At 58.6% G+C, this 25,486-nt stretch carries 21 protein-coding genes; 8 read left to right on the top strand and 13 right to left on the bottom strand.

The annotated features are described in order from the left end of the window. Positions 1-28: 28 nt before the first annotated feature. From ABVN21_RS17400 to ABVN21_RS17390, 3 genes are all read right to left on the bottom strand, one after another. The gene (locus ABVN21_RS17400) at positions 29-1,642 is read right to left on the bottom strand and encodes an NAD(P)/FAD-dependent oxidoreductase (RefSeq protein ID WP_339555032.1); all 1,614 of its coding nucleotides are present in this window, start codon (positions 1,640-1,642) and stop codon (positions 29-31) included. Positions 1,643-1,737: 95 nt separating this feature from the next. Continuing rightward, a complete protein-coding gene (locus tag ABVN21_RS17395; protein ID WP_339555033.1) occupies positions 1,738-2,394 on the bottom strand; it encodes a hypothetical protein in 657 nt (218 codons plus the stop codon). Positions 2,395-2,564: 170 nt separating this feature from the next. Next, complete coding sequence (locus ABVN21_RS17390) at positions 2,565-3,164, bottom strand: short chain dehydrogenase (RefSeq protein ID WP_339554062.1); 600 nt, start codon at positions 3,162-3,164, stop codon at positions 2,565-2,567. Between the two features lie 105 nt (positions 3,165-3,269). On the opposite strand from ABVN21_RS17390, the gene ABVN21_RS17385 reads away from it, so the two are divergent. Next, positions 3,270-4,178 carry a LysR family transcriptional regulator gene (locus tag ABVN21_RS17385; RefSeq protein WP_339554063.1) on the top strand — a complete coding sequence of 303 codons (909 nt, stop codon included), beginning with the start codon at positions 3,270-3,272 and terminating at the stop codon, positions 4,176-4,178. Between the two features lie 170 nt (positions 4,179-4,348). Here the strand turns inward: ABVN21_RS17385 and ABVN21_RS17380 are convergent, their stop codons facing one another. The 5 genes from ABVN21_RS17380 to ABVN21_RS17360 all read right to left on the bottom strand — a co-directional run bounded on the left by ABVN21_RS17380 (position 4,349) and on the right by ABVN21_RS17360 (position 9,351). Then, complete coding sequence (locus ABVN21_RS17380) at positions 4,349-5,050, bottom strand: ABC transporter ATP-binding protein (protein ID WP_075946837.1); 702 nt, start codon at positions 5,048-5,050, stop codon at positions 4,349-4,351. Then, complete coding sequence (livG, locus tag ABVN21_RS17375) at positions 5,051-5,818, bottom strand: high-affinity branched-chain amino acid ABC transporter ATP-binding protein LivG (protein ID WP_339554064.1); 768 nt, start codon at positions 5,816-5,818, stop codon at positions 5,051-5,053. Beyond that, the gene (locus ABVN21_RS17370) at positions 5,815-7,071 is read right to left on the bottom strand and encodes a high-affinity branched-chain amino acid ABC transporter permease LivM (RefSeq protein ID WP_339554065.1); all 1,257 of its coding nucleotides are present in this window, start codon (positions 7,069-7,071) and stop codon (positions 5,815-5,817) included. The genes livG and ABVN21_RS17370 overlap by 4 nt, the downstream gene beginning before the upstream one ends. Then, positions 7,068-7,991: a high-affinity branched-chain amino acid ABC transporter permease LivH gene (gene livH, locus ABVN21_RS17365; RefSeq protein WP_339554066.1), complete on the bottom strand. Its 924-nt coding sequence runs from the start codon at positions 7,989-7,991 to the stop codon at positions 7,068-7,070. Before livH ends, ABVN21_RS17370 begins: the two co-directional genes overlap by 4 nt. A gap of 232 nt (positions 7,992-8,223) precedes the next feature. Next, complete coding sequence (locus ABVN21_RS17360) at positions 8,224-9,351, bottom strand: branched-chain amino acid ABC transporter substrate-binding protein (RefSeq protein ID WP_339554067.1); 1,128 nt, start codon at positions 9,349-9,351, stop codon at positions 8,224-8,226. Positions 9,352-9,701: 350 nt separating this feature from the next. Between ABVN21_RS17360 and ABVN21_RS17355 the strand changes: the two genes are divergently transcribed. Further along, complete coding sequence (locus ABVN21_RS17355; protein ID WP_339554068.1) at positions 9,702-10,007, top strand: DUF2288 domain-containing protein; 306 nt, start codon at positions 9,702-9,704, stop codon at positions 10,005-10,007. 281 nt (positions 10,008-10,288) lie between these two features. Here ABVN21_RS17355 and ABVN21_RS17350 read toward each other — a convergent pair whose 3' ends face one another. Beyond that, positions 10,289-12,496 carry a hypothetical protein gene (locus ABVN21_RS17350; protein ID WP_339554069.1) on the bottom strand — a complete coding sequence of 736 codons (2,208 nt, stop codon included), beginning with the start codon at positions 12,494-12,496 and terminating at the stop codon, positions 10,289-10,291. 198 nt (positions 12,497-12,694) lie between these two features. Here ABVN21_RS17350 and ABVN21_RS17345 point away from each other — a divergent pair, with 198 nt between their 5' ends. After that, entirely contained in the window at positions 12,695-13,591 is an 897-nt protein-coding gene (locus tag ABVN21_RS17345) for an NAD(P)-dependent oxidoreductase (protein WP_339554070.1), read from the top strand. On the opposite strand, the gene ABVN21_RS17340 is transcribed toward ABVN21_RS17345, so the two are convergent. Continuing rightward, positions 13,548-15,764: a bifunctional diguanylate cyclase/phosphodiesterase gene (locus tag ABVN21_RS17340; protein WP_339554071.1), complete on the bottom strand. Its 2,217-nt coding sequence runs from the start codon at positions 15,762-15,764 to the stop codon at positions 13,548-13,550. The genes ABVN21_RS17345 and ABVN21_RS17340 overlap by 44 nt on opposite strands. A gap of 283 nt (positions 15,765-16,047) precedes the next feature. Between ABVN21_RS17340 and ABVN21_RS17335 the strand changes: the two genes are divergently transcribed. After that, entirely contained in the window at positions 16,048-17,400 is a 1,353-nt protein-coding gene (locus ABVN21_RS17335; protein WP_339554072.1) for an MFS transporter, read from the top strand. Between the two features lie 183 nt (positions 17,401-17,583). On the opposite strand, the gene rapA is transcribed toward ABVN21_RS17335, so the two are convergent. After that, positions 17,584-20,430, bottom strand: coding sequence for an RNA polymerase-associated protein RapA (gene rapA / locus ABVN21_RS17330; protein WP_339554073.1), 2,847 nt, complete (start codon positions 20,428-20,430; stop codon positions 17,584-17,586). A gap of 217 nt (positions 20,431-20,647) precedes the next feature. On the opposite strand from rapA, the gene ABVN21_RS17325 reads away from it, so the two are divergent. The 3 genes from ABVN21_RS17325 (at position 20,648) to ccoM (ending at position 21,505) form a co-directional block, all read left to right on the top strand. Next, positions 20,648-20,989 carry a hypothetical protein gene (locus ABVN21_RS17325; RefSeq protein WP_034146740.1) on the top strand — a complete coding sequence of 114 codons (342 nt, stop codon included), beginning with the start codon at positions 20,648-20,650 and terminating at the stop codon, positions 20,987-20,989. A gap of 100 nt (positions 20,990-21,089) precedes the next feature. Next, on the top strand, positions 21,090-21,251 hold the full coding sequence (locus ABVN21_RS17320; RefSeq protein ID WP_008016476.1) for a hypothetical protein: 162 nt from the start codon (positions 21,090-21,092) through the stop codon (positions 21,249-21,251). Between the two features lie 143 nt (positions 21,252-21,394). Further along, positions 21,395-21,505, top strand: coding sequence for a cytochrome c oxidase subunit CcoM (gene ccoM, locus ABVN21_RS17315; protein WP_034146738.1), 111 nt, complete (start codon positions 21,395-21,397; stop codon positions 21,503-21,505). Between the two features lie 154 nt (positions 21,506-21,659). On the opposite strand, the gene ABVN21_RS17310 is transcribed toward ccoM, so the two are convergent. Then, entirely contained in the window at positions 21,660-23,135 is a 1,476-nt protein-coding gene (locus ABVN21_RS17310) for an inorganic phosphate transporter (RefSeq protein ID WP_339554074.1), read from the bottom strand. A 376-nt stretch (positions 23,136-23,511) separates the two neighbouring features. Further along, positions 23,512-23,712: a hypothetical protein gene (locus ABVN21_RS17305; RefSeq protein WP_034146736.1), complete on the bottom strand. Its 201-nt coding sequence runs from the start codon at positions 23,710-23,712 to the stop codon at positions 23,512-23,514. 682 nt (positions 23,713-24,394) lie between these two features. Here ABVN21_RS17305 and pcaR point away from each other — a divergent pair. Continuing rightward, positions 24,395-25,237 carry a pca regulon transcriptional regulator PcaR gene (gene pcaR / locus ABVN21_RS17300; RefSeq protein ID WP_339554075.1) on the top strand — a complete coding sequence of 281 codons (843 nt, stop codon included), beginning with the start codon at positions 24,395-24,397 and terminating at the stop codon, positions 25,235-25,237. Positions 25,238-25,486 lie beyond the last annotated feature (249 nt).

Raw genomic sequence — 25,486 nt, 5'->3', positions numbered from 1 at the left:
TGGCACGCCAGCTCCTACAGGGTTCCGGTCAGGCCTCGAGGCCGAGGATATCCCGGGCGACTGCCTCGGCAATCCGAATTCCATCGACACCTGCCGACAGAATCCCGCCCGCATAACCCGCGCCTTCGCCGGCCGGGAACAGGCCCTTCACGTTCAGGCTCTGCATCGACTCGTTACGGGTAATGCGCAGCGGAGACGAGGTGCGAGTCTCGATCCCGGTCAACACCGCGTCGTGCAGCGAGTAACCGCGAATCTGCTTCTCGAAGGCTGGCAAAGCCTCGCGAATCGCCTCGATGGCGAAGGCCGGCAAGGCCAGCGCCAAATCACCCAGGGCAACCCCCGGTTTGTAGGACGGTTCAACGCTGCCCAGTTCGGTGGACGGCTTGCCGGCGATAAAGTCGCCGACCAGTTGCGCCGGTGCTTCGTAGTTGCTGCCGCCCAGCACAAAAGCGTGGGATTCCAGGCGTTCCTGCAACTCGATACCGGCCAGTGGACCGCCCGGATAATCGACTTCCGGAGTGATGCCGACGACGATCCCGGAGTTGGCGTTGCGTTCGTTACGCGAGTATTGGCTCATGCCGTTGGTGACGACGCGATTCGGTTCGGAGGTGGCGGCAACCACCGTACCGCCTGGGCACATGCAGAAGCTGTAGACCGAACGGCCGTTCTTGGCGTGGTGCACCAGTTTGTAGTCGGCGGCGCCGAGTTTCGGGTGGCCGGCGTATTTGCCCAGACGCGCTCGGTCGATCAGCGACTGCGGGTGTTCGATGCGGAAGCCCACCGAGAACGGCTTGGCTTCCATGTACACGCCGCGGCCGTGAAGCATGCGGAAGGTGTCCCGGGCACTGTGGCCGAGGGCCAGGATCACGTGTTTCGAGTGGATCTGCTCGCCGCCATCAAGTTCGACGCCGACCAGTTGGCCGTCCTCGATCAACACGTCGGTGACACGCTGCTGGAAGCGCACTTCACCACCCATGGCGCGAATCTGCTCACGCATGTTTTCCACGACACCGGTTAGACGGAACGTGCCGATGTGCGGCTTGCTGACGTAGAGGATTTCTTCCGGAGCGCCGGCCTTGACGAACTCATTGAGGACTTTGCGACCGATGAATTTCGGATCCTTGATCTGACTGTAGAGCTTGCCGTCGGAGAATGTCCCCGCGCCGCCTTCGCCGAATTGCACGTTGGACTCGGGGTTGAGCACGCTTTTGCGCCACAGGCCCCAGGTGTCTTTGGTGCGCTGGCGCACTTCGGTACCGCGTTCGAGGATGATCGGCTTGAAGCCCATTCGCGCGAGTAACAGCCCGGCGAAAATCCCGCACGGGCCGAAGCCGACGACGATCGGGCGTGCACTCAGTTCGGCGGGCGCCTGGCCGACCATCTTGTAGCTGACATCCGGTGCCACTTTGACGTTACGGTCATCGGCGAACTTGTGCAGAACCGAGGCCTCATCGCGAACATTGAGGTCGATGGTGTAGATGAAGCACAGTTCGGAGGACTTTTTGCGCGCATCGTAGCTGCGCTTGAACAAGGTGAAGTCGAGCAAGTCATCGCTGGCAATGCCCAGGCGCTGCACGATGGCAGGGCGCAGGTCTTCATCGGGATGGTCGATCGGCAGCTTGAGTTCAGTGATTCGTAACATGACGGGATCCGGGTTCGCGGGGCGCACAACTGCGCCAGGGCGTTTGAAGCCGGCAATTATAAGCCGCAAAGTCCGGTCCAGTGAGGCAAAAACGATCAGTCGTCGCGGGAACCGCCGAAATACCCGCAGCCACGCTGGACCTGACCGTTGATGCGCAGTTCGGCACTCATGTGCGCAATGCTGCCGGTGCTGCTGTCGACGCAACGTTGCGGCGCGACCCACAGTTCGATGTGCTGATTGTTGGCTTCGGTGCTGAGGTTGAAACGGCCATCGCCCAGTTGTTCTTCAACGTAGGGCAGCGCCAATGCTGGTTGGCCGGCGCGTTCGACAACCATGCCTTTGCCGCTGACTTTCACGCTCCACTCGGGGGCGTGGCCGGCAGCGCGCAGGATCAGCAGTTTGAAATTGGGATCGTCACATGCGGTGCCCGAACGTTCGACGCGGTAGAGCGTTTCCAGGTCAAGTTGGCCGTCACCAACGATCCGCCCGCGCACATCGGCAAACAACTTGCCCTGGGCATCGGCCAGGGTGGCTGCCTGTTGCAGGACGCTGGTGCCACCGGTGTCGTCGACCACATAACGACGCGTGTCGCCGCACGGTTGGAACAAGAGCTTGCCGTCGGCTGCACTCAATTGGCCCTGCATGCGGGTCTGGCCCACATGAGAGGCACTTTCACGCGAGCCATCGAATAACTGGCAAGCGGCGAACAGCGGAAGCAGGGCAACGAGGACTAGGGAACGGGCAACACGCATCTTGGGGTCTCCTGACAAGTGCCGCCACGTTACTCAGCCTGACCGTTCATCACAACCCCAGTGAGTTTCGGTGTCGTATTGTTGTTATCTGTAGGAGCCCGGCTTGCCGGCGATAGCGATCTGGAGGGCGCCATCGCCGGCAAGCCGGGCTCCTACGGATCGCGTCAGGTTCAGCCTACGTGAAATGTCTGGCCGGTCTGCAAGCCTTCGACACTTTTGGCGTAGGCCAATGCCACATCCGCCGCCGGAACCGGTTTGAAGCCGCGGAAGTACGGCGCGTATTTGCCCATGGCTTCGACCAGCACGTTCGGGCTGATCGAATTAACCCGCAGGCCGCGCGGCAGTTCGATGGCGGCAGCACGGACGAAGCTGTCCAGCGCACCGTTGACCAGCGCCGCCGAGGCGCCGCTGCGAATCGGGTCGTGGCTGAGCACGCCAGTGGTGAAGGTGAACGATGCGCCGTCGTTGGCGAACTCGCGTCCGATCAACAGTAGATTGACCTGGCCCATCAGCTTGTCCTTCAGACCCAAGGCAAAACTCTCGTCAGTCATTTCCCCCAGCGGCGCGAAGGTTACGTTGCCAGCGGCGCAGATCAGCGCATCGAATTTGCCGGTCTGCTCGAACAGTTTGCGAATCGAGGCGCTGTCGCTGATGTCCACCTGAAAATCACCGCTGTTGCGGCCGATGCGGATGATTTCGTGGCGCAGGGACAGTTCCTTGTCGACCGCCGAACCGATGGTGCCGCCTGCGCCAATCAAAAGAATTTTCATGCTGCCGTTACTCCATTGGGTTGAAAGTAGCTTCAGTTTAGAGTGGTTTTTTCCACCGATAAGCGAGCTAATAGGCAACCTTTGGTTTTCAAATGGAAACAATCCATGAGTGAAATGGATGATCTGGCGGCGTTCGCGGTGTTGGTCGAGGCGGGGAGTTTTACCTTGGCGGCGCAACAACTGGGTTGCAGCAAGGGGCAATTGTCCAAGCGCATCAGCCTTCTCGAAGCACAGTTTTCCGTAGTCCTTCTGCAACGCACCACGCGGCGCTTGAGCCTGACGGCTGCGGGCGCTGCGTTGTTGCCACAGGCGCAAGCGTTGGTCGTTCAGGTCGAAAGGGCGCGTCAGGCATTGGCGCGATTGAAGGATGACATGGCTGGTCCGGTGCGTATGACCGTTCCGGTTTCGCTGGGGGAAACCTTCTTCGATGGCTTGTTGCTGGAGTTCTCGAGCCAATACCCCGAGGTGCAGATCGAATTGGACCTCAGCAACAACTATCGCGATCTGTCCCGTGACGGTTTTGATCTGGCGGTCCGCTCCGATGTGGCCAATGACGAACGCCTGGTCGCGCGGCCGTTGCTGGCGTGGCACGAAATGACCTGCGCCAGCCCGGCCTATCTGGACCAGTACGGCGAGCCTTCGACACCCCAGGCGTTGGCCGAACATCGCTGTTTGCTTAACAGCCATTACAGCGGTCGCGAAGAGTGGTTGTATCACCAGCAGCACGAACTGTTGCGGGTGAGGGTCTCGGGTCCGTTTGCCAGCAACCATTACAGCCTGTTGAAAAAAGCCGCGCTCGCCGGTGCCGGCATTGCCCGTCTGCCGTCTTACTTGTTGCCGACGGAATTGGCTGACGGCCGTTTGCGCTGGCTCCTGCGTGACTATCAGACTCGGAGCATGCCGATGTACCTGGTGCATCCGTATCAAGGCGGATTGCCCAAGCGCACGCAGGTGTTGGCGGATTACTTGATTGGCTGGTTCAAGCGCAGTGGCGAGGTGCTGGACAGGCTATAGACCCTTGTAGGAGCCGGCTTGCTGGCGATGGCGGTTTAAATTTCAAATGAAATGTTGACTGATACGCCGCCATCGCCAGCAAGCCGGCTCCTACAAGGGAGGTTTCGTTGTTTCTGGCAGGCATAAAAAAACGGCCCGCGAAGGCCGTTTTTTTTGGCTACCGCAAAGGCTTAGCCGCCCAGGTACGCTTCGCGCACTTTCGGGTCGGTCAGCAGCGATTCACCGGTGCCTTGCATCACCACCCGGCCGTTTTCCAGCACGTAGGCACGGTCGGCGATTTTCAACGCCTGATTGGCGTTCTGCTCCACCAGGAACACCGTCACACCGTCCTTGCGCAGCTGTTCGATGATGTCGAAGATCTGCTGGATAATGATCGGTGCAAGGCCCAGCGATGGCTCGTCGAGCAGCAGCAGCTTGGGTTTGCTCATCAGCGCGCGGCCGATCGCAAGCATTTGCTGTTCGCCGCCAGACATGGTGCCGCCGCGCTGACTAAAGCGCTCTTTCAGGCGTGGGAAAAGTCCGAGAACCTTGTCCATCTGCTCCTGATAATCGCCTTTCGCGGTGAAGAATCCGCCCATGGACAGGTTCTCTTCCACGGTCAGGCGGGAAAACACCCGACGACCTTCCGGCACCACGGCGATGCTCTTGCGCATGATCTGCGAGGAGTCCTGGCCAACCAGCTCCTCACCCATGTAGCGAATGCTGCCGCTGTGGGCGCGCGGTGAACCGCACAAGGTCATCAGCAGCGTGGACTTGCCGGCACCGTTGGCGCCGATCAGGGTCACGATCTCGCCCTGGCGGACTTCGACGTTGACGCTGTGCAGCGCCTGGATCTTGCCGTAGAAGGTGGAAACGTTTTCGAACTGCAGCATTTACGCTTCCCCCAGGTAGGCTTTGATCACTTCAGGATTGTCGCGGATCTGTTCCGGCGTACCGTCAGCCAGAGGCGTGCCCTGGTTGATCACAACGATGTGGTCGGAAATGCTCATGACCAGTTTCATGTCGTGCTCGATCAGCAGCACGGTGACGTTGTGCTCTTCACGCAACACGCTGATCAGCGCTTTCAGGTCCTCGGTTTCCTTCGGGTTCAGGCCGGCGGCCGGTTCGTCGAGCATGAGGATCCGCGGGCGGGTCATCATGCAGCGGGCGATTTCCAGGCGACGTTGCTGACCGTAGGCCAGGGTGCCGGCCGGACGGTTGGCGAACTCTTTCAGGTTGACCTTTTCCAGCCAGTATTCGGCGAATTCCATGGCCTCGCGTTCGCTCTTGCGAAACCCCGGAGTCTTGAACAGGCCGGACAGGAAATTGGTGTTCAGGTGACGATGCTGGGCGATCAAGAGGTTCTCGACCGCGGTCATGTCCTTGAACAACCGCACGTTCTGGAAGGTACGCACCACGCCTTTGAGGGCGATCTTGTGGCCCGGCAGGCCTTCGATCGGCTCGCCGTCCAGCAGGATGCTACCGCCGCTCGGCTTGTAGAAACCGGTCAGGCAGTTGAACACGGTGGTCTTGCCGGCGCCGTTGGGACCGATCAGGGCTACCACTTGTTTTTCTTTCACGCTCAAGGCAACGCCATTGACCGCCAGCAAGCCGCCGAAGCGCATGCTCAGGTTTTCTACTTTCAGGATTTCGCGGCTCATTTGCGCAGCTCCATGTGAGGACGTTGCATGGGCAGCAGACCCTGAGGGCGCCAGATCATCATCAGTACCATCAAGGCACCGAACATCAACATGCGGTACTCACTGAACTCACGCATCATTTCCGGCAGCAGGATCATCACCACGGCAGCGAGGATCACGCCCAGTTGCGAGCCCATGCCACCCAGCACGACGATGGCGAGGATGATCGCCGACTCGATGAAGGTGAAGGACTCCGGCGTGATCAGGCCTTGCCGGGCGGCGAAGAAGCTACCGGCGAAACCGGCGAAGCTGGCACCCAGGGTGAAAGCCGACAGTTTGATGATGGTCGGATTCAGGCCCAAGGCGCGGCAGGCGATCTCGTCTTCACGCAAGGCTTCCCAGGCGCGGCCCAACGGCATGCGCAGCAGGCGGTTGATGACAAACAGCGCCGCCAGTGCCAGGAGCAATGCCACCAGGTAGAGGAAAATCACCTTGTTGATCGAGTTGTATTCCAGGCCGAAATACTCGTGGAAGGTTTGCATCCCTTCCGCAGCCTTGCGTTCGAACGTCAGGCCGAAGAACGTTGGCTTCTCGATGTTGCTGATACCGTTCGGGCCGCCAGTGAGGCCGGTCAGGTTGCGCAGGAACAGACGGATGATTTCACCGAAGCCCAAGGTCACGATCGCCAGGTAGTCGCCCCGCAGACGCAACACCGGGAAACCGAGCAGGAAGCCGAAAGTGGCCGCCATCAGGCCGGCGATCGGCAGGCAGATCCAGAAGCTCAGACCGAAGTAGTGCGACAACAGCGCATAGCTGTAGGCGCCGACGGCGTAGAAACCGACGTAACCGAGGTCGAGCAGGCCGGCCAGGCCGACCACGATGTTCAGGCCGAGGCCGAGCATCACGTAGATCAGCACCAGCGTCGCGATATCGACCGCGCCGCGAGAACCGAAGAACGGCCAGATCAGTGCACCGGCGATCAGTGCAATGATGATCCAGCGCTGGGTGGTCGGCAGGGTCAGGAAGTTACTGGCCTTGGCCGGGATCAGCGGCATGCTTGGCGACGAGCGCCAGGCCGAGCTGATTTGCTGGTCGAACAGCACGCGCAGGAACATCAGTACCGAGCAGACGGCGATGGTGATCAACGTGGCGGTGCTGGTGCCGTGGACTTCGAGGTTGATGCCGACGATGGTCAGCTTCAGGCCGAGTACCGGGTAGGCAACCGCCCACACCAGCAAGGCACTGAACAGCGCCTGTTTAAGATTCCTAGTCATACTTTCTCAACCTCCGGACGGCCCAGCAGGCCGGTTGGCCGGAACAACAACACCAAAACCAAGAGACCGAAGGCCACGACGTCCTTGTACTGGTCGCCGAAGATATCGGCACCGAAGGCTTCCGCCACGCCCAGGACCAGACCGCCGAGCATGGCGCCCGGAATACTGCCGATACCGCCCAGAACCGCAGCAGTGAAGGCCTTGAGGCCGACAAGGAAACCGGCGTTCGGGTTGATCACGCCGTATTGCATGCTCAGCAGCACGGCCGCGATGGCCGCCAGGGCAGCACCGATGACGAAGGTCAGGGCGATGATGTTGTTGGTGTTGATACCCAGCAGGTTGGCCATCTTGATGTCTTCGGCGCAGGCGCGGCAGGCGCGACCCAAGCGAGAGCGGGAGATGAACAGCGTCAGGCCGAGCATGGCGACCAGAGTCACCACGAACACCACGATTTGCATGTAGGAAATCAGCACTTCTTGTGCGCCACCTGGCCCGAATGCAAAGTTGCCCGGAATCAGGTTGGGGATGGATTTGTCCTTGGAGTCTTGCGCCAGCAGAACCGTGTTCTGCAGGAAGATCGACATGCCGATGGCGGAGATCAGCGGGATCAGACGGTTGCTGCCGCGCAGGGGGCGGTAGGCGATCCGTTCGATGCTGTAGCCGTAGGCACTGGTCACGACGATGGTCGCGAGGAAAGCGGCAGTCATCAACAGCGGAACACTGTCGAGTCCCAGCATGGCCAGCCCGGCGATGGCGATGAACGCCACGTAGGAGCCAATCATGTACACCTCGCCGTGGGCGAAGTTGATCATTCCAATGATGCCGTAAACCATCGTATAGCCGATGGCGATCAGGGCATACGTGCTGCCAATGGTCAGACCATTAACCAGCTGTTGGAAGAAGTGATAGATGTCAGGCATTACAGCGCTCCTAAAAACCTGATACGCATTTCACTGGTGGAGTCATTTTCCCGCTCGAGCCCCGTGGATCTGCATCCACTTCGAATCCGAGGTTTGCCAGCGAACCGCTGATGACGGTTTTGAGATTTTCAGGTGGGGAGACTAGCGGATCACGCCAGCGCGGCCCAATACGTTCGTAAAACAAAGCCCACGGCACGCCGTGGGCTTTATTGGCAGTCAGTCAGGCAAAGCCTTACTGAGGCTTGGCTTCAGTTTTTGGTTTGCCGAAGTGCCACTCGTAAACCACAAATTTGAAGTCTTTCAGGTCGCCCTTGTCGTCGAAGCTCAGGTCGCCGGTTGGGGTCTTGAAGGTGCCTTTGTGGATTTCTGCAGCCACTTTGGCAGTGTCTTCGGACTTGGCAGCGGTGATTGCGTCGGCGATCACGGTCACAGCCGAGTAGGCCGGGAACACGAACGGACCACTTGGATCTTCTTTCTTGGCTTTGAACGCATCAGCCAGGGCAACGTTAGCCGGATCCTGGTCGAAAGATTTCGGCAGGGTCACCAGCAGGCCTTCGGAAGCGTCTTTGGCGATCTGCGAAATGGAGTCGTTACCCACGCCTTCCGGACCCATGAACTTGGCTTTCAGGCCTTTTTCCTGGGATTGACGCAGGATCAAACCCAGCTCCGGGTGGTAGCCGCCGTAGTAAACGAAGTCGACGTTGGCTTGCTTGAGCTTGGAAATCATCGACGAGAAGTCTTTGTCGCCGGCGTTGATGCCTTCGAACACGGCGACTTTCACGCCTTTGCCTTCCAGGGTTTTCTTCACGGCGGTGGCGATGCCTTCACCGTATTGCTGTTTGTCGTGCAGGACAGCAACGATTTTCGGTTTTACGTGATCGGCAATGTAGTTACCGGCGGCAGGGCCCTGGGCGCTGTCCAGACCGATGGTGCGGAACACCATTTTGTAACCACGGGCGGTGATGTCCGGGCTGGTGGCAGCCGGGGTGATCATGATCACGCCTTCGTCTTCGTAGATGTCCGAAGCCGGTTGAGTGGAGCTGGAGCACAGGTGGCCAACTACGAACTTGACGCCGTCGTTGACGACTTTGTTCGCGACCGCTACCGCTTGTTTTGGATCACAGGCGTCATCGTATTCAACGGCTTCGAGTTTCTTGCCGTCTACGCCGCCTTTGGCGTTGATCTGTTCAATGGCCATTTTGGCGCCGCTGAACTGCATGTCGCCGTATTGGGCTACAGGACCGGTTTTAGGGCCGGCGATGCCGATCTTGATGGTGTCAGCTGCGAACGAATGGCTGGCAACCCCGGCCAGAACCATAGCGGCAAACAGTTTGGAAATCTGCTTAGTAGCCTTAGTCATAGTGCTCCACTCTTACTGTTGTAGTTTTTATAGTCCTGGCGCCTCAGGGCAGCAGAACCGGGTCAGATATCGACGACATCCCCGGAAAAGCCCCTCGGCAACTGTACCGGTACAGTGTAGAGCGCCGATTGTCAGCCTGGGAAGCTGACGCCGGGGGGCAAAACTTGGGGTTGTCGCGTTTTTGAAAGAAAAAGACAGAATTGCGGCGGGGCTTTGACGGGCTTATAGCCAGATTCCGTGCATTCCTTGGCTTTCCTGCTCTTTTCATTCGGTAACTCAAATTGCATCCGGGTTTTTCTGCCAGACCACCAACGTTTATTATTGCGTCGATTTCTTTTCGGACAGAACCCATGAATCAAGAACCTAGCACCCTCTATGCCAAGCTGCTTGGAGAAACCGCATCTATTACCTGGAAAGAGTTGGAGCCGTTCTTCGCCAAGGGTGCCCTATTGTGGGTCGACCCAGGTCTGGATTTGATCGCAGCAGCGGAGGCCATGGCGACGGATGACGGCGAGAAAGTGGCTGCCTGGTTGGCCGCTGACAAAGTCGCCAAGCTGTCTGAAACGCGGGCGCTGGATCTCTTCGAACGCGATCCGGAACTGTGGGCTGTGGTCGTTTCGCCGTGGATTATGATCCAGGAAAGAGCGCAGGTTTGATGGTGAGCACCTTTTTGGTGCGCGTGCTTGCCGACTGAAAGTGTGTAGCCGAGTAGCGTGATGGCACCTTGCCGTAGAGAAAGGCTACAGCCTCACGGTGACGTAAACGTAACGGGAACAGTTAAGAGAGCAACTTGAGGGCTGCTTAATTGTTTCTGGATGTTGGTAAGGAACTGGTGCGGTGCAGCAATAACGCCATTGCTGGCAAGCCAGCTCCTACAGAGATTACACAGTTCGTGTAGGAGCTGGCTTGCCAGCGATTGGGGCGACTCGGTACTGGATCAGACCGAGAAAGTCTTGCCGGTATGGTTATTCAGCGAAATGACCTTGGTCTTGCCAATGCGATGACGGTAAATCTCGCGCAGGTATTTGATTGCTTTCTTCACGCAATCCCGGGACAGGCGGATGTCGTTGATCGAGACGAATTTGTCCTTGTCGTTGATCAGCTCGCGGTACTTCTTCTCGTACATCGGTTTGATCGCGTACCAGTTGGTATCGAGGATCTTCGCCGGGTTCTCGAATTCATTGAGCAAGTCATCGATGCGATCTTCGTCGAATTCTTCATTGATGATGAAGTCCAGCATCGAGTTGTCCAGCGTCTCGTCGAAACGGTACGGACTGCGCGCGAAGCAACGCTTGATGAAAGCCACGATCAGCGTCAGGAAGTCGTCCGACAGGCACGGGCTCTTGGCGATCAGGGTGGTCAGCGACAGGTTGGCCGAGGCGCCGATTACCAGGGCGTAGCGTTTGAGCGTGGTGTTGGGGAACAAGTTGTTGAGGTGCGTTTTCAACCGGTTCAGGTCCATGTAGGACAGCTTGTAGTCTTTCGGCAGCGAAACGATCGACACCACCGACGAGCAGTTTTTGAAGAAGTGCAGGTCGTGCAGGGCGGCCGCGTCATAGCCCGAATTCTTGTACTGCTCCAGCGATGCCCGATAGCGCTTGGACTCGATCGGCAGCAGGCTGATGCCTTCGATGGCCTGGGTGACTTTGTTGAAGTGCGGCAGGTCGATGGAGCGGAAGAACAGGTCGTCGATGTTCAGGCGCTGTGGTTCTTTCTCGAAGACCTTGAATTTGTCGCTGCTCGGCGGCGGGGTTTCCGGTACGACGGACTCGGCGTAGGCAATCGCCACCGGGCCGGCCAGACTCATGAACAGGTCGTTGGCGTCCAGGCGAATGGTTTCGCCGATGTCGATGCCGGCACGACGGAAATAGTTCTGGTCGTAGTCAGTCGTGACCGCTTGCGCCGTCAGAATGTTGAAGATCTGCTGCGAGATGTATTGGTTGGCGTGCTTCTCCATCGCATTGACATCAATGTTCTGGATGTTGCCGTCATCGCTCTCTTCGGCGTAGCGCATGATGTCGTTGGAGATCAGCATCATCGCGTTCCATGGGCGGATACGGCCCATGACGCTGGCTTCGCTGCTGTCTTCATTGGCGAAGTTGTAGGAGAAATCCCATTCCTCCGACAGGTATTTGCACAGAAGGCGACCGGCGTTGATGTGCAGCGCCTCGGACATTTCACTGCGGTGATCGGAAATGTTCGGTAGCACGCAGATTCCGCTGGTGAAGATCGGCTCGAAAACAAAGGAGTGACCGCTTTTGCTGTCGTGCTCGTCCACTGGCTTGGTGTCGAACGTTTTGTTCATGTACGAGTGCTGCTGGGCCAGGCCGAACTCGGAAGCCATGCCCGAACCGGTACCGCCGCCAGCACTGAAGATCGAGAAATACAGGCGCGACTGGTTGGCCTTGATGCCGCAGCTGTCGATCAGGTACGAGTGGATCATCTTCCAGTCAGGGCTGGAGAAACGCTGGGTGTCCTTGTTCAGGATGATCTTCGCCAGGTACTGACCGAGGATCGGCGCGTTACCGGCGCCACCGGCGTGGACTTCCGACAAGTCCATGATTTTCATTTTGCTGTAGTCGCGCAGGAAGCCGCTTTTTTCGCCCTTGCGTGAAAAGCGGATGCGACCGGCGATGTCTTTGTCCAGGTCGCCCAGCATCACCAGAGGCTCGACCAGAAACACCGGTTTGGTGGCTTTGTTCTGCCCCAGCCGCAGGTTGTTGCGTATCCACTGGGCCGGGCTGTAGCCCTTTTCAGCGTAGCGTTTGTCCGGCGACAGGCGATCTTCGTTGTTGAATTCGTTGAGGTAGAACTTGCGGGCGTTGTACACCAGTTCCGCGACATCCAGCGCAATGTTCGACCCGCATCGGCCCAGACCGATCAGGCACACCGACGGGAATTCCTGATCGTTGTGCTGTTCGTTGTCGCCATCGAGGTGCGGTGGGCGCGGGAACACCATGTCACGCAGGCCGTCGAGGTTATCGAGGATGCGGTCGGTGTTGGTTTCGGTGAAGTACAGGTATTGCTGGGTCGCCAGCGGGCGTGACGGCGGCAATGGCTTCGACGGTGTCAGGGCAGGGCTGTTCGCCGCAGGGCTCAAAGCCAGGTCGGATACTGCTGTGGCCGGGTTGTTTTTGGAAGTCATTGTTCGCCATGTACCTGGGCTGGTTGGTTGGCCGACATGCAGTCGTCGAACCGTCACGGAATGAGAAATCGCGTCTTTTAGCAGCGCGTATTTGTCCCGGGCGTCAGCGCCTTGGCCTGAACGTCGCTCGGGGGAATCCTTTCCTAAGTCATGATGAATCGGCCAATATTCAGCGATCTTTAATCAAAAGGAGGCCAAATGATGTCAACGCTACCTTCGTTGGGGTTCGCCGGAATAGGGCTCATGGGGTTGCCGATGTGCCGGCGTTTGCTCGCGGCGGGCTATCCGCTGACGGTGTGGAACCGTAACCCGGACAAATGTGCGCCACTGGTGGAGGCGGGTGCGCGTCAGGTCGCTACTCCAGCCGAGCTGTGCCAACACGCTGATGTGGTGATGTTGTGTCTGGCGGACACGGCGGTGGTACGCGAGGTGGTTTTCGGCAAGGCGGGCATTGTCGAGGGGGCCAAAAAAGCTCAATTGCTCGTGGACTTTTCCAGTCTTGAGCCCACCGCCACGCGGGAAATGGCGACAGCGCTTGTCAGCAAAACCGGTATGGGCTGGCTGGATGCGCCGGTTTCCGGCGGCGTTGTCGGCGCCGAGGCGGGAAGCCTGGCAATCATGGTCGGTGGTATTGCGTCGGACCTTGAGCGAGTCAAAGCCGTTTTGCTCAGTCTTGGCCAACGCGTGACGCACATGGGTCCTGTCGGGGCCGGCCAGGTGACCAAGGCGTGCAATCAGATGATCGTCGCCTGCAATGCACTGGTGATCGCCGAAGTGGTTGCGCTGGCGGAGCGCTCCGGCGTTGATGCAAGCCTGATCGCCGAGGCGCTGGCCGGCGGTTTTGCCGATTCAAAACCCTTGCAGATCCTTGCTCCGCAAATGGCCGAGAGCCGTTTCGAACCGGTCAAATGGCACGTGCGAACCTTGCTCAAGGACTTGGACACCGCGGTGAAGTTTTCCCGCGAACAAGGTTCGGCAACACCGATCAGCGGCCTGGCCGCACAACTGATGCGACTGCACGGGGGCCAGGGTTTCCTGGAAAAAGACCCTTCTACATTAGTGCAGATGTACCGTGGACCAGACTCAACGGCATGACAGTGTACGACTGCTTGCGCTGGTTAATTTCGTTCAGGACCGGATGTAAATCAGTCAGCGGCACCGGGCGACTGAGCAGGTAACCCTGAACGAAGTCGCAACCCTGGCGTTCCAGAAACTGGTACTGCTCGAACGTTTCGACACCTTCGGTCACCACCTGCAAATGCAGGGTGTGGGCCATGGCGATAATGGCCTGGACGATTTCCATGTCCTGGGTGGATTTGGGGATTTCCTGGATAAACGAGCGGTCGATCTTCAGCGTGTTGAGCGGCAGGCGCTTGAGGTAGGCGAGGGATGAATAGCCGGTGCCGAAGTCATCGATCGACAGCGAGACGCCGAGGTCACGAATCTGCCGCAGCAGCACCAGCGTATCGGCGATATTGCCCATCAGGGCATTTTCGGTGACCTCCAGCTCCAGCCGATCGGGCGCTACCCCGGCGTTGCGCAGCGCTTGTTCGATTTCATCGGCCAGATCTTCGCGCGCCAGGTTCAGGGGCGAGCAGTTCACGGCAATCTTCAGCTCCTCGCAACCCTGGCGTGACAGCTCGCCCAGATCTTCACAAGCTTTTCGCAGCACCCAGTTGTCCAACTCGGCGATCAAGCCGTTGGCCTCGGCGATGGCAATGAAACGGTCGGGTGTCAGAAATCCATGGATCGGGTGCTGCCAACGAATCAATGCCTCAAGTTTGCTGACCTGACCGGTTTTAAGGTCGTAGATCGGTTGGTAAAAGAGCATCAGGCCGGTGTCTTCGTGCAACGCATGGCGCAGTTCTTCTTCCAGTTGCAGCTCCAGCGTGGCTCGGACCTTGAGATTGGCACTGAAGAAATTCAGGCCGTTACGGCCGTTGCCCTTGGACTGGTACAGCGCCAGGTCGGCGTTTTTCAGCAGCTCTTCGCAAGTCCTGCCATCTTGCGGAAACAGGCTGATGCCAATGCTGGTGGTCATTACCATGCGCCGTCCGGCCAGCTCGATCGGCGCCTTCATTTTCAGCATGATGCGCTGGGCCAACTGGCGAGCTTCTTCCCGATCTTGCAGGTTGATGAGCAGGCAGAACTCGTCGCCACCGAAACGCGCCACCACGTCTTCGTCGCTGCGTACGGAGTCTTTGATGTGGTCGGCGAGCACCTTGAGCAGTTCGTCGCCGGCGTCATGGCCGAGGCTGTCGTTGATCCGTTTGAAATGGTCGATGTCGAGGAAAAGCACGGCGAGCATGCCACCCTCGCGGGACTTCTCGACGAGCTTTTCGGCGAAGATTTGATTGAAGCCGCGGCGGTTGATCAGGTTGGTCAAGGCGTCGTAGTGCGCAACCTGCTGCAGCGACAGACGCGCCTGGTCCAGCTGACTGAGCAACGAGTTCACCCGCTGTAGGTCGCGTTCCTTTTTTTGCAGTTTTTTGTCCGCCAATGCGGCACTGATGCTGCTCCCGATAATCAGTAGAGTCATGACCGCGACCGTCAGACCCAGTTGCAGGTGATTGTTTTCCCCCGGTAGCGTCAGGAGGCTGCCGGTGGGCAACACCAGGTTGAAGGCGGCCATACCGGTGAAATGCATGCTGACGATGCCTGCCCCAAGCACCAGGCTGGCACTGTACTTGAGTAGCTGATGGAGCATGCCGGCGCCCTTGCGTAAATAGCTCGCCAGCAGCAGCGCCGCCAGGCTGGCAACCATCGCGATCACGACAGAGAGGGCAAACAACGCGGGCTGGTAATAGATGATCGCTTGCGAGCGCATGGCGGACATGCCCACGTAATGCATGGTGGCAATGCCCAGGCCGATCCAGATCGAGGCCTTGAGGCAGTGCATGAAATTAAGGGCAGGCAGGCTGAGGGTGCGCATTGCCCACCACGCGGTAATCAAGGCGATCACCAGGGAGACAAGCGTGACGGGAAGTTGATAGTGGACAGTGATCGGCGCCTCGAACGCCAGCATGCCGATAAAATGCATGGCCCAGATCCCGCCCGACAGACAACCGGCACCGACCCAACGCCAGAGTCGCTGGGAGGCGGGTTTCTCAGCGTGCACAAGCCGATCGGCCATATCCAGGGTGGCGAAGCTGCCCGCACAGGCGACCAGATAAGCCAGCAACACCAGAAAAGGGTCATGTAAGCAATTGAGTATGACCTGCCCACTCTCTGGCAGCTCGGTAATGAAATGCAGACCAAGCCACTCCATCGCATGCCCCGTCTTAATTTGCCTGGCCGGCGCAATGAGCGCTGGCGAATGCCTTGGAGTATAGAAGCCATGCACTGAACGCAAGCCGTGATGGCTAATTGATCCCTGGTCTTTTTGGAATGGCCATTAGAGCGTTTGGAAATAACATGTTGCATGGGCAGCGCTGGCTTCCATGGTGGGGTATCAGCTTTACGAATAATTACAGACAGCCCGGGCGGGCCTGACTAGATTGCAAGTTCCCGGTGGCAGTGAAGCCCCCCATAACAATAAAAGAGACGGACCCATGCAGAACTCGACCCAAGCGGCGAATGCCTGGCGCATTCTGTTCCTGCTGTTCCTGGCCAACCTGTTCAACTTTTTTGACCGCACCATCCCGGCCATCATCATCGAACCGATTCGCATGGAATGGCACCTCAGCGACTTTCAACTGGGGATCATCGGCACGGCGTTCACCATCGTCTACGCAATCGCCGGGCTGCCGCTGGGGCGCATGGCCGATACCGGCTCGCGCAGCAAGCTGATGGGCTGGGGCCTGGCGGTTTGGAGCGGTTTGACGGCGGTCAACGGAATGGTGGGCAGTTTCTGGAGTTTCCTGATCGTGCGCATGGGCGTGGGTATCGGTGAAGCCAGTTATGCACCGGCCGCCAACTCGCTGATCGGCGACCTGTTTCCGGCTCACCGGCGGGCGCGGGCCATGGGTATTTTCATGCTCGGCCTGCCGCTTGGGCTGTTGCTGGCATTCTTCACCATCGGCGCGATGGTCAAGGCGTTCGACAGCTGGCGAGCACCGTTCTTCATCGCTGCTGTGCCGGGGTTGATCCTGGCGATCTTCATGTTTTTCATCAAGGAACCGAAACGCGGTGCGGCGGAAAGCGTGCAGGTGTCGCAGGAGAAAATTGATCGGCCGATCCGCCGCGTGCTGGCTGTGCCGACCTTCCTGTGGCTGGTGATGGCCGGGTTGTGTTTCAACTTCGCCACCTATGCCTGTAACTCGTTTCTGGTGCCGATGCTGCAGCGTTACTTCCTGATGCCGTTGCAGGAAGCCGCCGTGGCGACGGGGGTGATCGTCGGCGTGACCGGTTTGTTCGGCCTGACACTGGGCGGCTGGGTGGCGGACAAGATCCACCAGCGGGTTGCCAACGGTCGTCTGCTGTTTGCCGCGTTCAGCCTGATCATCTCAACCTTGTGCACTGCCTGGGCGTTGCATTCGGGGCGCATAGAAATCGGCGTGTTCGTGGCCGTGTTCAGCTTGGGCTGGTTGTTTGCCTATAACTTTTATACCTGCGTTTACACGGCGATTCAGGACGTGGTCGAGCCGCGCCTGCGGGCAACGGCCATGGCGCTGTTTTTCGCCGGGTTGTATTTGTTAGGCGGTGGATTGGGGCCGGTGGTGGTCGGAGCCTTGTCCGATCACTTTGCTCACACGGCCATGCTTTCGGCCGGTGCCGAGCAGATGACTGAGGCATTCAAGGCTGTCGGCCTGCATGACGCGATGTACCTGATCCCGGTGGCGCTGTTTTTCACCATGGTGTTTCTGGTATTGGCGTCACGGTGTTTTGTTCGGGATGCCAAGCGGATGAAGGAGGGGTTGGTGGCAGTGGTTGGGCCTGAGGTTGCAACGGCAGCGGCTTTGTAGCAATCACGCAAAACCTGTAGGAGCCGGCTTGCTGGCGATTGGATGCGGCGCGTTTAACCAGACCATACGCGTCATCGTTAACGTCCATCGCCAGCAAGCCGGCTCCTACGGGGGCGCGCGACCGACCCCAAAAAAAGGCCCGCATCGCTGCGGGCCTTTTTATTACCGATGGAGCAGGGGGACTTAACCCGCCACCAACACCCGAATCGCTTCCAGTCGTAGCGCCGCTTTGTCGAGCATGGCCAGGCCTTGTTCGCGTTGTTTGCGCAGGGCAACCAGTTCGCTGTCGCGTACGGTCGGATTGACCGCTTGCAGGGCGGTCAGGCGCGCCAGTTCTTCGTCGGTGTCAGCCGCCAGGCGACGTTGCGCTTCGGCCACGCGTTCGACGTGACGCGGGGCGATTTTCTCTTCGCCAGCGTTGATCCGCGGCGTCAGTTGATCGCGCTGGGCCTGGATGAACTTGTTGGCGCTGGCGCGCGGCACGCTTTCCAGCTGATCGTTCAAGGTCTCGAACGACACCCGGGCCGCCAAGTCATTCCCGTTTGGGTCGAGCAGGCAGCGCAGGGCGGCCGGCGGCAGGTAACGGCCCAATTGCAGCGAGCGCGGAGCAACCACTTCGCTGACGTAGAGCAGTTCCAGCAGCACGGTGCCAGGTTTCAGCGCCTTGTTCTTGATCAGCGCCACGGCGGTGTTGCCCATGGAGCCGGACAACACCAGGTCCATGCCGCCCTGAACCATCGGGTGTTCCCAGGTGATGAACTGCATGTCTTCGCGAGACAGCGCCTGGTTACGGTCGTAGGTGATGGTCACGCCTTCGTCGTCGCCCAGCGGGAAACTGGCGTCGAGCATCTTCTCGCTCGGCTTGAGGATCAGGGCATTTTCCGAATGGTCTTCACTGTCGATGCCGAACGCGTCGAACAGGGTTTCCATGTAGATCGGCAGGGTGAATTGATCGTCTTGCTCAAGGATGTCCTCGACCAGTGCATCACCTTCGCCAGCACCACCGGAGTTGAGCTCAAGCAAGCGGTCGCGACCGGTGTGTAACTCGGCTTCCAGACGCTCGCGCTCGGTGCGGGCTTCGTCGATCAGCGCTTGCCACTCACCATCATCGGCCTCTTCCAGCAACGGCAGCAGACGCGGGCCGAACTTGTGTTGCAAGGCGTTGCCGGTCGGGCAAGTGTTGAGGAACGCGTTCAGCGCTTCGTGGTACCACTGGAACAAGCGCTCTTGCGGGCTGGTTTCCAGGTACGGCACGTGCAGTTCGATGATGTGTTTCTGGCCGATCCGGTCCAGACGACCGATACGTTGTTCCAGCAGGTCCGGGTGGGACGGCAGGTCGAACAGCACCAGGTGGTGGGAGAACTGGAAGTTGCGACCTTCACTGCCGATTTCCGAGCAGATCAGCACTTGCGCGCCAAATTCTTCGTCGGCGAAGTAAGCGGCGGCGCGGTCACGCTCAAGGATGTTCATGCCTTCGTGGAACACCGTGGCGGGAATACCGGAACGCACGCGCAGGGCGTCTTCCAGGTCCATGGCGGTTTCGGCGTGGGCGCAGATCACCAGTACTTTGGTGCGCTTGAGCATCTTCAGCGTATCGATCAGCCACTCGACGCGCGGGTCGAATTTCCACCAGCGTTCTTCTTCATTGGCGTCCGGCTGGGCCTGGAAGCTGACTTCCGGGTACAGCTCGGCGTGATCGCCCAGCGGCAGTTCGAGGTATTCGTCCGGGCATGGCAGCGGGTACGGGTGCAGTTTGCGTTCCGGGAAACCCTGCACGGCGGCGCGGGTGTTTCGGAACAGCACGCGGCCGGTGCCATGGCGGTCCAGCAGTTCGCGCACGAGGCGGGCACTGGCTTCGGTGTCGCCATCATTGACGGCGGTCAGCAGGGCTTCGCCTTCGTTGCCGAGGAAACCATGGATGGTCTTGTGCGCTTCAGGCGACAGACGACCCTGATCCAGCAACTCCTGAACGGCCTCCGCCACAGGGCGATAGTTCTCGCTCTCGGCGCGGAAGGCGTGCAGGTCATGGAAACGGTTAGGGTCAAGCAGGCGCAGACGGGCGAAGTGGCTATCCTGGCCCAGTTGTTCCGGGGTTGCAGTCAACAGCAGCACGCCCGGGATGGTTTCGGCGAGTTGTTCGACCAGCGAATATTCAGGGCTGACCTGGTCTTCGTGCCACACCAGATGGTGCGCTTCGTCGACCACCAGCAAGTCCCAACCGGCAGCGAACAGCGCGTCCTGAGCCTTCTCGTCGTCCACCAGCCATTCCAGTGCCATCAGTGCGAGCTGAGTGTCTTCGAACGGGTTGGAGGCATCGCTCTCGATGAAGCGTTCTTCGTCGAACAGCGCGACTTGCAAGTTGAAACGGCGGCGCATTTCCACCAGCCATTGGTGCTGCAGGTTTTCCGGCACCAGGATCAGCACGCGATTGGCGCGCCCCGACAGCAGTTGGCGATGGATCACCAGGCCGGCTTCGATGGTTTTACCCAGACCCACTTCGTCGGCCAGCAGAACCCGTGGCGCGATTCGATCGGCAACTTCGCGGGCAATGTGCAGTTGGTGCGCGATCGGTTGTGCCCGAACGCCGCCCAGGCCCCACAGCGACGACTGCAATTGGCGGCTGGTGTGTTCGAGGGTGTGGTAACGCAGGGAGAACCAGGCCAGCGGGTCGATTTGCCCGGCGAACAGACGGTCGCTGGCGAGGCGGAACTGGATGAAGTTCGACAGTTGGGTTTCCGGCAGGGTGACCACTTCGTTCTGCGCGTTGAGGCCGTGGTAGACCAGCAGGCCGTCGACGTCGTCGACTTCCCGTACGGTCAGTTTCCAGCCCTCGAAGTGAGTGATGGAGTCACCCGGCGAAAATCGCACGCGGGTCAGGGGCGCATTCCGTAGCGAGTACTGGCGAGTCTCGCCAGTGGCCGGGTAGAGCACGGTCAACAAGCGGCCGTCCTGTGCCAGAACGGTGCCCAAACCCAGCTCGGCTTCGCTGTCACTAATCCAGCGTTGCCCCGGTTGATACTGCTGCGCCATGCTGCCTGACTCCCACCTTGAAAAAGCGGGCTATCTTAACGGAATGAGGGCTTGAGGGCCAAAAGACTCTCATAAAAACTCTTTCTTTACGTTAGTTCAGCCACGCAAGTTGCGCGGTTGAAGGCACCAACAAGTGCCAATTGGGTCACAGTTTGCGACCGATGGCTCAAGTCGCCATCCGCGCAGCCGACAGCTTGCTGACAGGAGACCAATCAATATGCTGCCACCGATGCTCCCACTGAGTGCCGTGCCGATCACTTCACAGCATGACCCGATCCGCCCACGGCCGGACATTGCGCCCGTGGTGCCGATGCAGGAGAGCTCAAGCGACAGCACCATCGACCTGAAAAATCGTGACCCTGAAGAGGCCACCTTGCTGTTGCGCGAGGAGCAGCGCAAACAGCAGGAACGCGAGCGTCGCCGTCGTGAAGCCGATGATGATCCTGAAGCGCACCTGGCGATTCCCGGTGACGAACTGAACGCCGACAATACCGTGCCGGTGGCGCCGTTGATGGAAGATCAGCCCCGTCAGGGCTTGTGGGTCGATATCGAGATTTGAGTTCGCGACTGGTCAGCGCCGTCGTCAGACCGCATTATTGACGCAATCCTGTCGACCGAAGCGGCAGCGAAATCTCCATTCAAGCGATGCACTGACTGCCATGAGCCAAGACGACAAGCTGATCGACCTCAACGCCGAACGCGCCAAGCGTGTCCACGACCTTAACGACAAGCGCCTGAATGAAGTGCGCCAGGCGTTTGAACAAGCCATGCCGTTGGGCAAGGCCAAGAAAAAGCCGAAAAACAAACCCAAGAAGCGTTGAAACCCCCTGCATCCATTGATGCAGGTCAGTTATTTCCCTTCCTTTCGCCCATCCTGCGGCGACATTGATCCCGGTCAATATTTTCTCCTGCCCATTTGATTAACTTAGCTTCATCGCAACAGGGCAAGTACAGGAGACGCGTCATGTTTTTCGACAACGTGGTGATCGCCGGAGTGCTGACTGTCAGCCTCATGTTTGTATTTTTTGCAGGGTTCGGATTTTTTATCTGGAAGGATTCGCACAAGCGGAAATAACCGCAGGTCATTCTGGATGCAATGAGCACGCAAGGCATTTTGGGCAACTTCGGTTGCCCCTTTTTTTGCCCGATGATTTTACAATTACAGGAATTGGCAGCAATAAAAAAGGCGCGGTCCTTGCGGAACGCGCCTTTTTTCGTTCGGCTGCCTATCAGCTACCGAGTGCCTTCGAAGCCAGCCAGAACAGGCCGGCCGACAGCGCCACCGTCGCTGGCAGGGTCAGAACCCAGGCCAGCAGGATGGTTTTGACCGTGCCGCCTTGCAGGCCGCTTTTGTTGGCGACCATGGTGCCGGCCACACCCGAGGACAGCACGTGGGTGGTGGACACCGGCAGGCTGAAGATGTTGGCCATACCAATCAGGCTGGCGGTGGTGATCTGTGCCGACATGCCCTGGGAATAGGTCATGCCTTGCTTGCCAATCTTCTCGCCGATAGTCAGTACTACACGTTTCCAGCCAACCATGGTGCCCAGGCCGAGGGCCAGTGCAACGGCCAGAATCACCCAGAACGGGGCGTATTCGGTCGTGGTGGTCAGATCTTTGCGCAGCTTGTCCAGGTCAGCCTTTTCCCGTGCCCCGAGGGTTGGCAACTTGCTGACTTTCTTCGCCGTGTCGTCCAGGCAGAGTAGGTAGCGACGCACTTCGATGCGGCTTTCCGACGGCAGCGAGTGGTAGTCGGCTACACCCTTGAGGGTGCCGAGCAGGGCGGTGATGGTCGGTTCGGTCTGTTGCGGGTTGCAACGGAATTTCTCCGGCAGGTCGCCTTCCACGCTTTTGCCCAGGGCCAGGAACTCACCCAGGGTTTCGGAATTGCGCTGGTAGAACTGGCTCAAGTGCAGCGTCGCGTCACGTGTCCGCTCGATCTGGTAGGTCGTGCTGTTCAGGTCCAGAACGAACTGCGCCGGCACGATACCGATCAAAACCAGCATGATCAGGCCTATACCTTTCTGGCCGTCGTTGGAGCCGTGCACGAAGCTCACGGCCATCGCCGAGATCACCAGCACCAGGCGGTTCCAGAACGGCGGGTGTTTCTTGTCGTCGATCTTGCGGCGCTGTTCCGGCGTCTTGTGCATCTTCGACAGCGGACGCCACCATTTAAGGCCGATCAGAATCAGCGCGGCGATCAGGAAACCGGCCATTGGCGAAAACACCAGCGATGCCGCGATATCGATCGCCTTCTGCCAGTTCACCCCGTCGGCCAACGGGATATCGTTGATCAGGGCGTTGGCCAGACCTACACCGAGGATCGAACCGATCAGTGTATGGGAGCTGGAGGCGGGGATACCGAAGTACCAGGTGCCCAGGTTCCAGGTAATAGCGGCGGCGAGCAAAGAGAAAACCATTGCCAGACCATGGCCGGTATTCACATTGATCAACAGTTCCACCGGCAGCAGGTGAACGATGGCATACGCCACGCCAACGCCGCCCAGCAACACGCCGAGGAAATTGAACACACCTGAAAAGAACACCGCCAGATGAGGCGGCATCGCTTTGGTGTAGATAACAGTGGCTACCGCGTTAGCGGTGTCATGAAATCCATTGATGAACTCGAAGGCGAGGACAAAAGCCAGGGCGAGCAAGAGGCTCACAAGCACCCAAGCATCCAGTCCGCTGAATAAATCGATCATGAAGGTTTTCTGACCCGGTCATAAGGGGGCGCGATTATGCCAGAAAAGACTGTCAATCGATGCACTAGCTGCTCATCGGTAACATTCTTCAACGAATTATTTTGTAGCCATACCACCAATCCCTGCGTTTTTCCTAGGCTTGCAAGTCATTGAATTTCTTTGCAAAGCCAGATTACACAAGCTTTTCCCACGCCCGAAGGAGAGACTTGAACACTTGTGTGAAATTTCTGAGAGGAAGGTCAGATATGAGCCTTTTACCCTGTCAGATGAGCAAGGCGGCCGCTGCCCGCTTGTAACGGGCGCAAAAGGCATCATCCAGACATCCCGTTTTTAACGGGTGTCAGCGCAGACCCCAGGAAGGTTCAAGCCGAGGCAGTCATGGCTCTTCGGCTTTGAGTTCCTTTTCCATTTTTTCCAGTTCTTGTTTGAAAACCTGATCCTGAACGGTGGCGCGTTTACGCCAGGGTTTGCGTTCCGGTTCGGGCTGGGCGGCGTAGGTGGTGACTTCCCCGCCGTAAACTTCCTTGTAACGTTGTTCCTGGCGCTCAAGTTCCACGCGCAGTTCGTCTTTCGTCACAGTGCTACCTGATTGAGTTGAGATAAACTCTGGTGAAACGCGCTGCATGTATCGACCACGCTCGTCGAAAGGACGTGACCGGTGACGGCCTCATTTTTCGGCAGTGCGATCGACACTTCCATGTTGCAGGGCGGCCACGACACCAGAGATAAACAGCTGACGCAGCATCAGTTTCCTGTTCAGCGAGCGCGGTGACATGCCAATGCAGGCAGTCTCAGGCGCTTGCTGGAGGCAGTCGCGATGGAATATCGCGCCGCCGCGTAGCGCATTCGGTAAGTAAGGAACCGGGTGGCTACTAATTTGCATTATAGCGAGCGATTGACAGAACACTATCGCCAAAGAATTAAAAGTGGATTTTGATGTTGAGATTGTTTTGTTGCCTGTAACTTTTCGCCGTTAACTAGGTTGGCGGGATGATGCCACATCGCCGTGATGCTTTTCTGACGCTCTTAAGTCGCATAACTTGAAATAACTATCGATCCTTCTAAGTCCGACATCGGAATCTGGGCATCTATATAAGGCAGTCAGCGCTATCGGTCGGAATCGCCCCGGATCAAGAGGGAACCGATTGCGATTATCGGTCGGCGGTTCGATAATCGCCCGATCTCGGTGGCTCGGGCTTGTGTACCGGACCGGTAGCCGCTTGTAATAGTCGCTGTTCCGTGTCGGAAAAGGACCTTATATGAACGATCAACTGCGCAACTCCTTCGCTTCAGTCGCACCGCCGATCGTTGCATCGCCAGCCAAGCGGATCCAGGCCCTGACCGGCGACCCCGATTTCATGACCTCGCTGGCGCGTGGGCTGGCCGTGGTGCAAGCGTTTCAGGAGCGCAAACGGCACCTGACCATTGCGCAGATCAGCCACCGCACGGAAATTCCCCGCGCCGCTGTAAGACGTTGCCTGCACACGCTGATCAAACTCGGCTACGCCACCACCGACGGCCGAACGTATTCATTGCTGCCCAAAGTGCTGACCCTCGGCCATGCGTATGTGTCCTCGACGCCACTGGCGGTTTCTGCTCAGCCCTATCTGGACCGCATGAGCGAGCAACTGCATGAAGCCTGCAACATGGCCACGCTGGAAGGGGATGACATCCTGTACATTGCCCGCTCCGCGACCACCCAGCGTTTGATTTCGGTCGATCTTTCGGTGGGAGGACGCTTGCCCGCCTACTGCACCTCGATGGGCAGGATTCTGCTTGCCGCCCTGGATGACACTTCATTGCACGAGTATCTGGATCACGCTGACCTGCAAGCCAAGACCAGTCGAACCATTCATACCCCGCAAGCATTACTCGAATGCCTGCAAGAAGTACGGCAGCAAGGTTGGTGCATCGTCGATCAGGAGCTGGAGCAAGGACTACGCTCGATTGCCGTTCCGGTGTACGACGCTTCCGGTCAGGTTGTTGCGGCTCTCAATGTCAGCACCCACGCCGGACGGGTCAGTCGCAATGAACTGGAGCAGCGCTTCCTGCCCGGTCTTTTGAGTGCCAGCCGCGATCTGAGTACGCAGCTGTTTACCTAAGGTGTTCGATAATCGCACAGAGTCGCGTTTGCTGAATTGACGCTCTTTCCCTTGGCTCATTAATGTCGCGGCAGCGTCATCCGGCGCTGTCGATTTCGATCCGGCACCGGACGACGACCCCATAACAATGAAAAGAGGCACCCCCATGCGCACATTCCCTGACTGTCGCTGTTCTCCCCGATTGTCCTGCCGGAACCGGATCGCCTGATCCCGACATCCCCTTTCTTGTGACAGCCTCGGTCCACGGCT

This window comes from Pseudomonas sp. MYb327, from assembly GCF_040438925.1.
Taxonomy (GTDB): domain Bacteria; phylum Pseudomonadota; class Gammaproteobacteria; order Pseudomonadales; family Pseudomonadaceae; genus Aquipseudomonas.
This window is presented reverse-complemented; position numbering and strand designations above follow the sequence as displayed.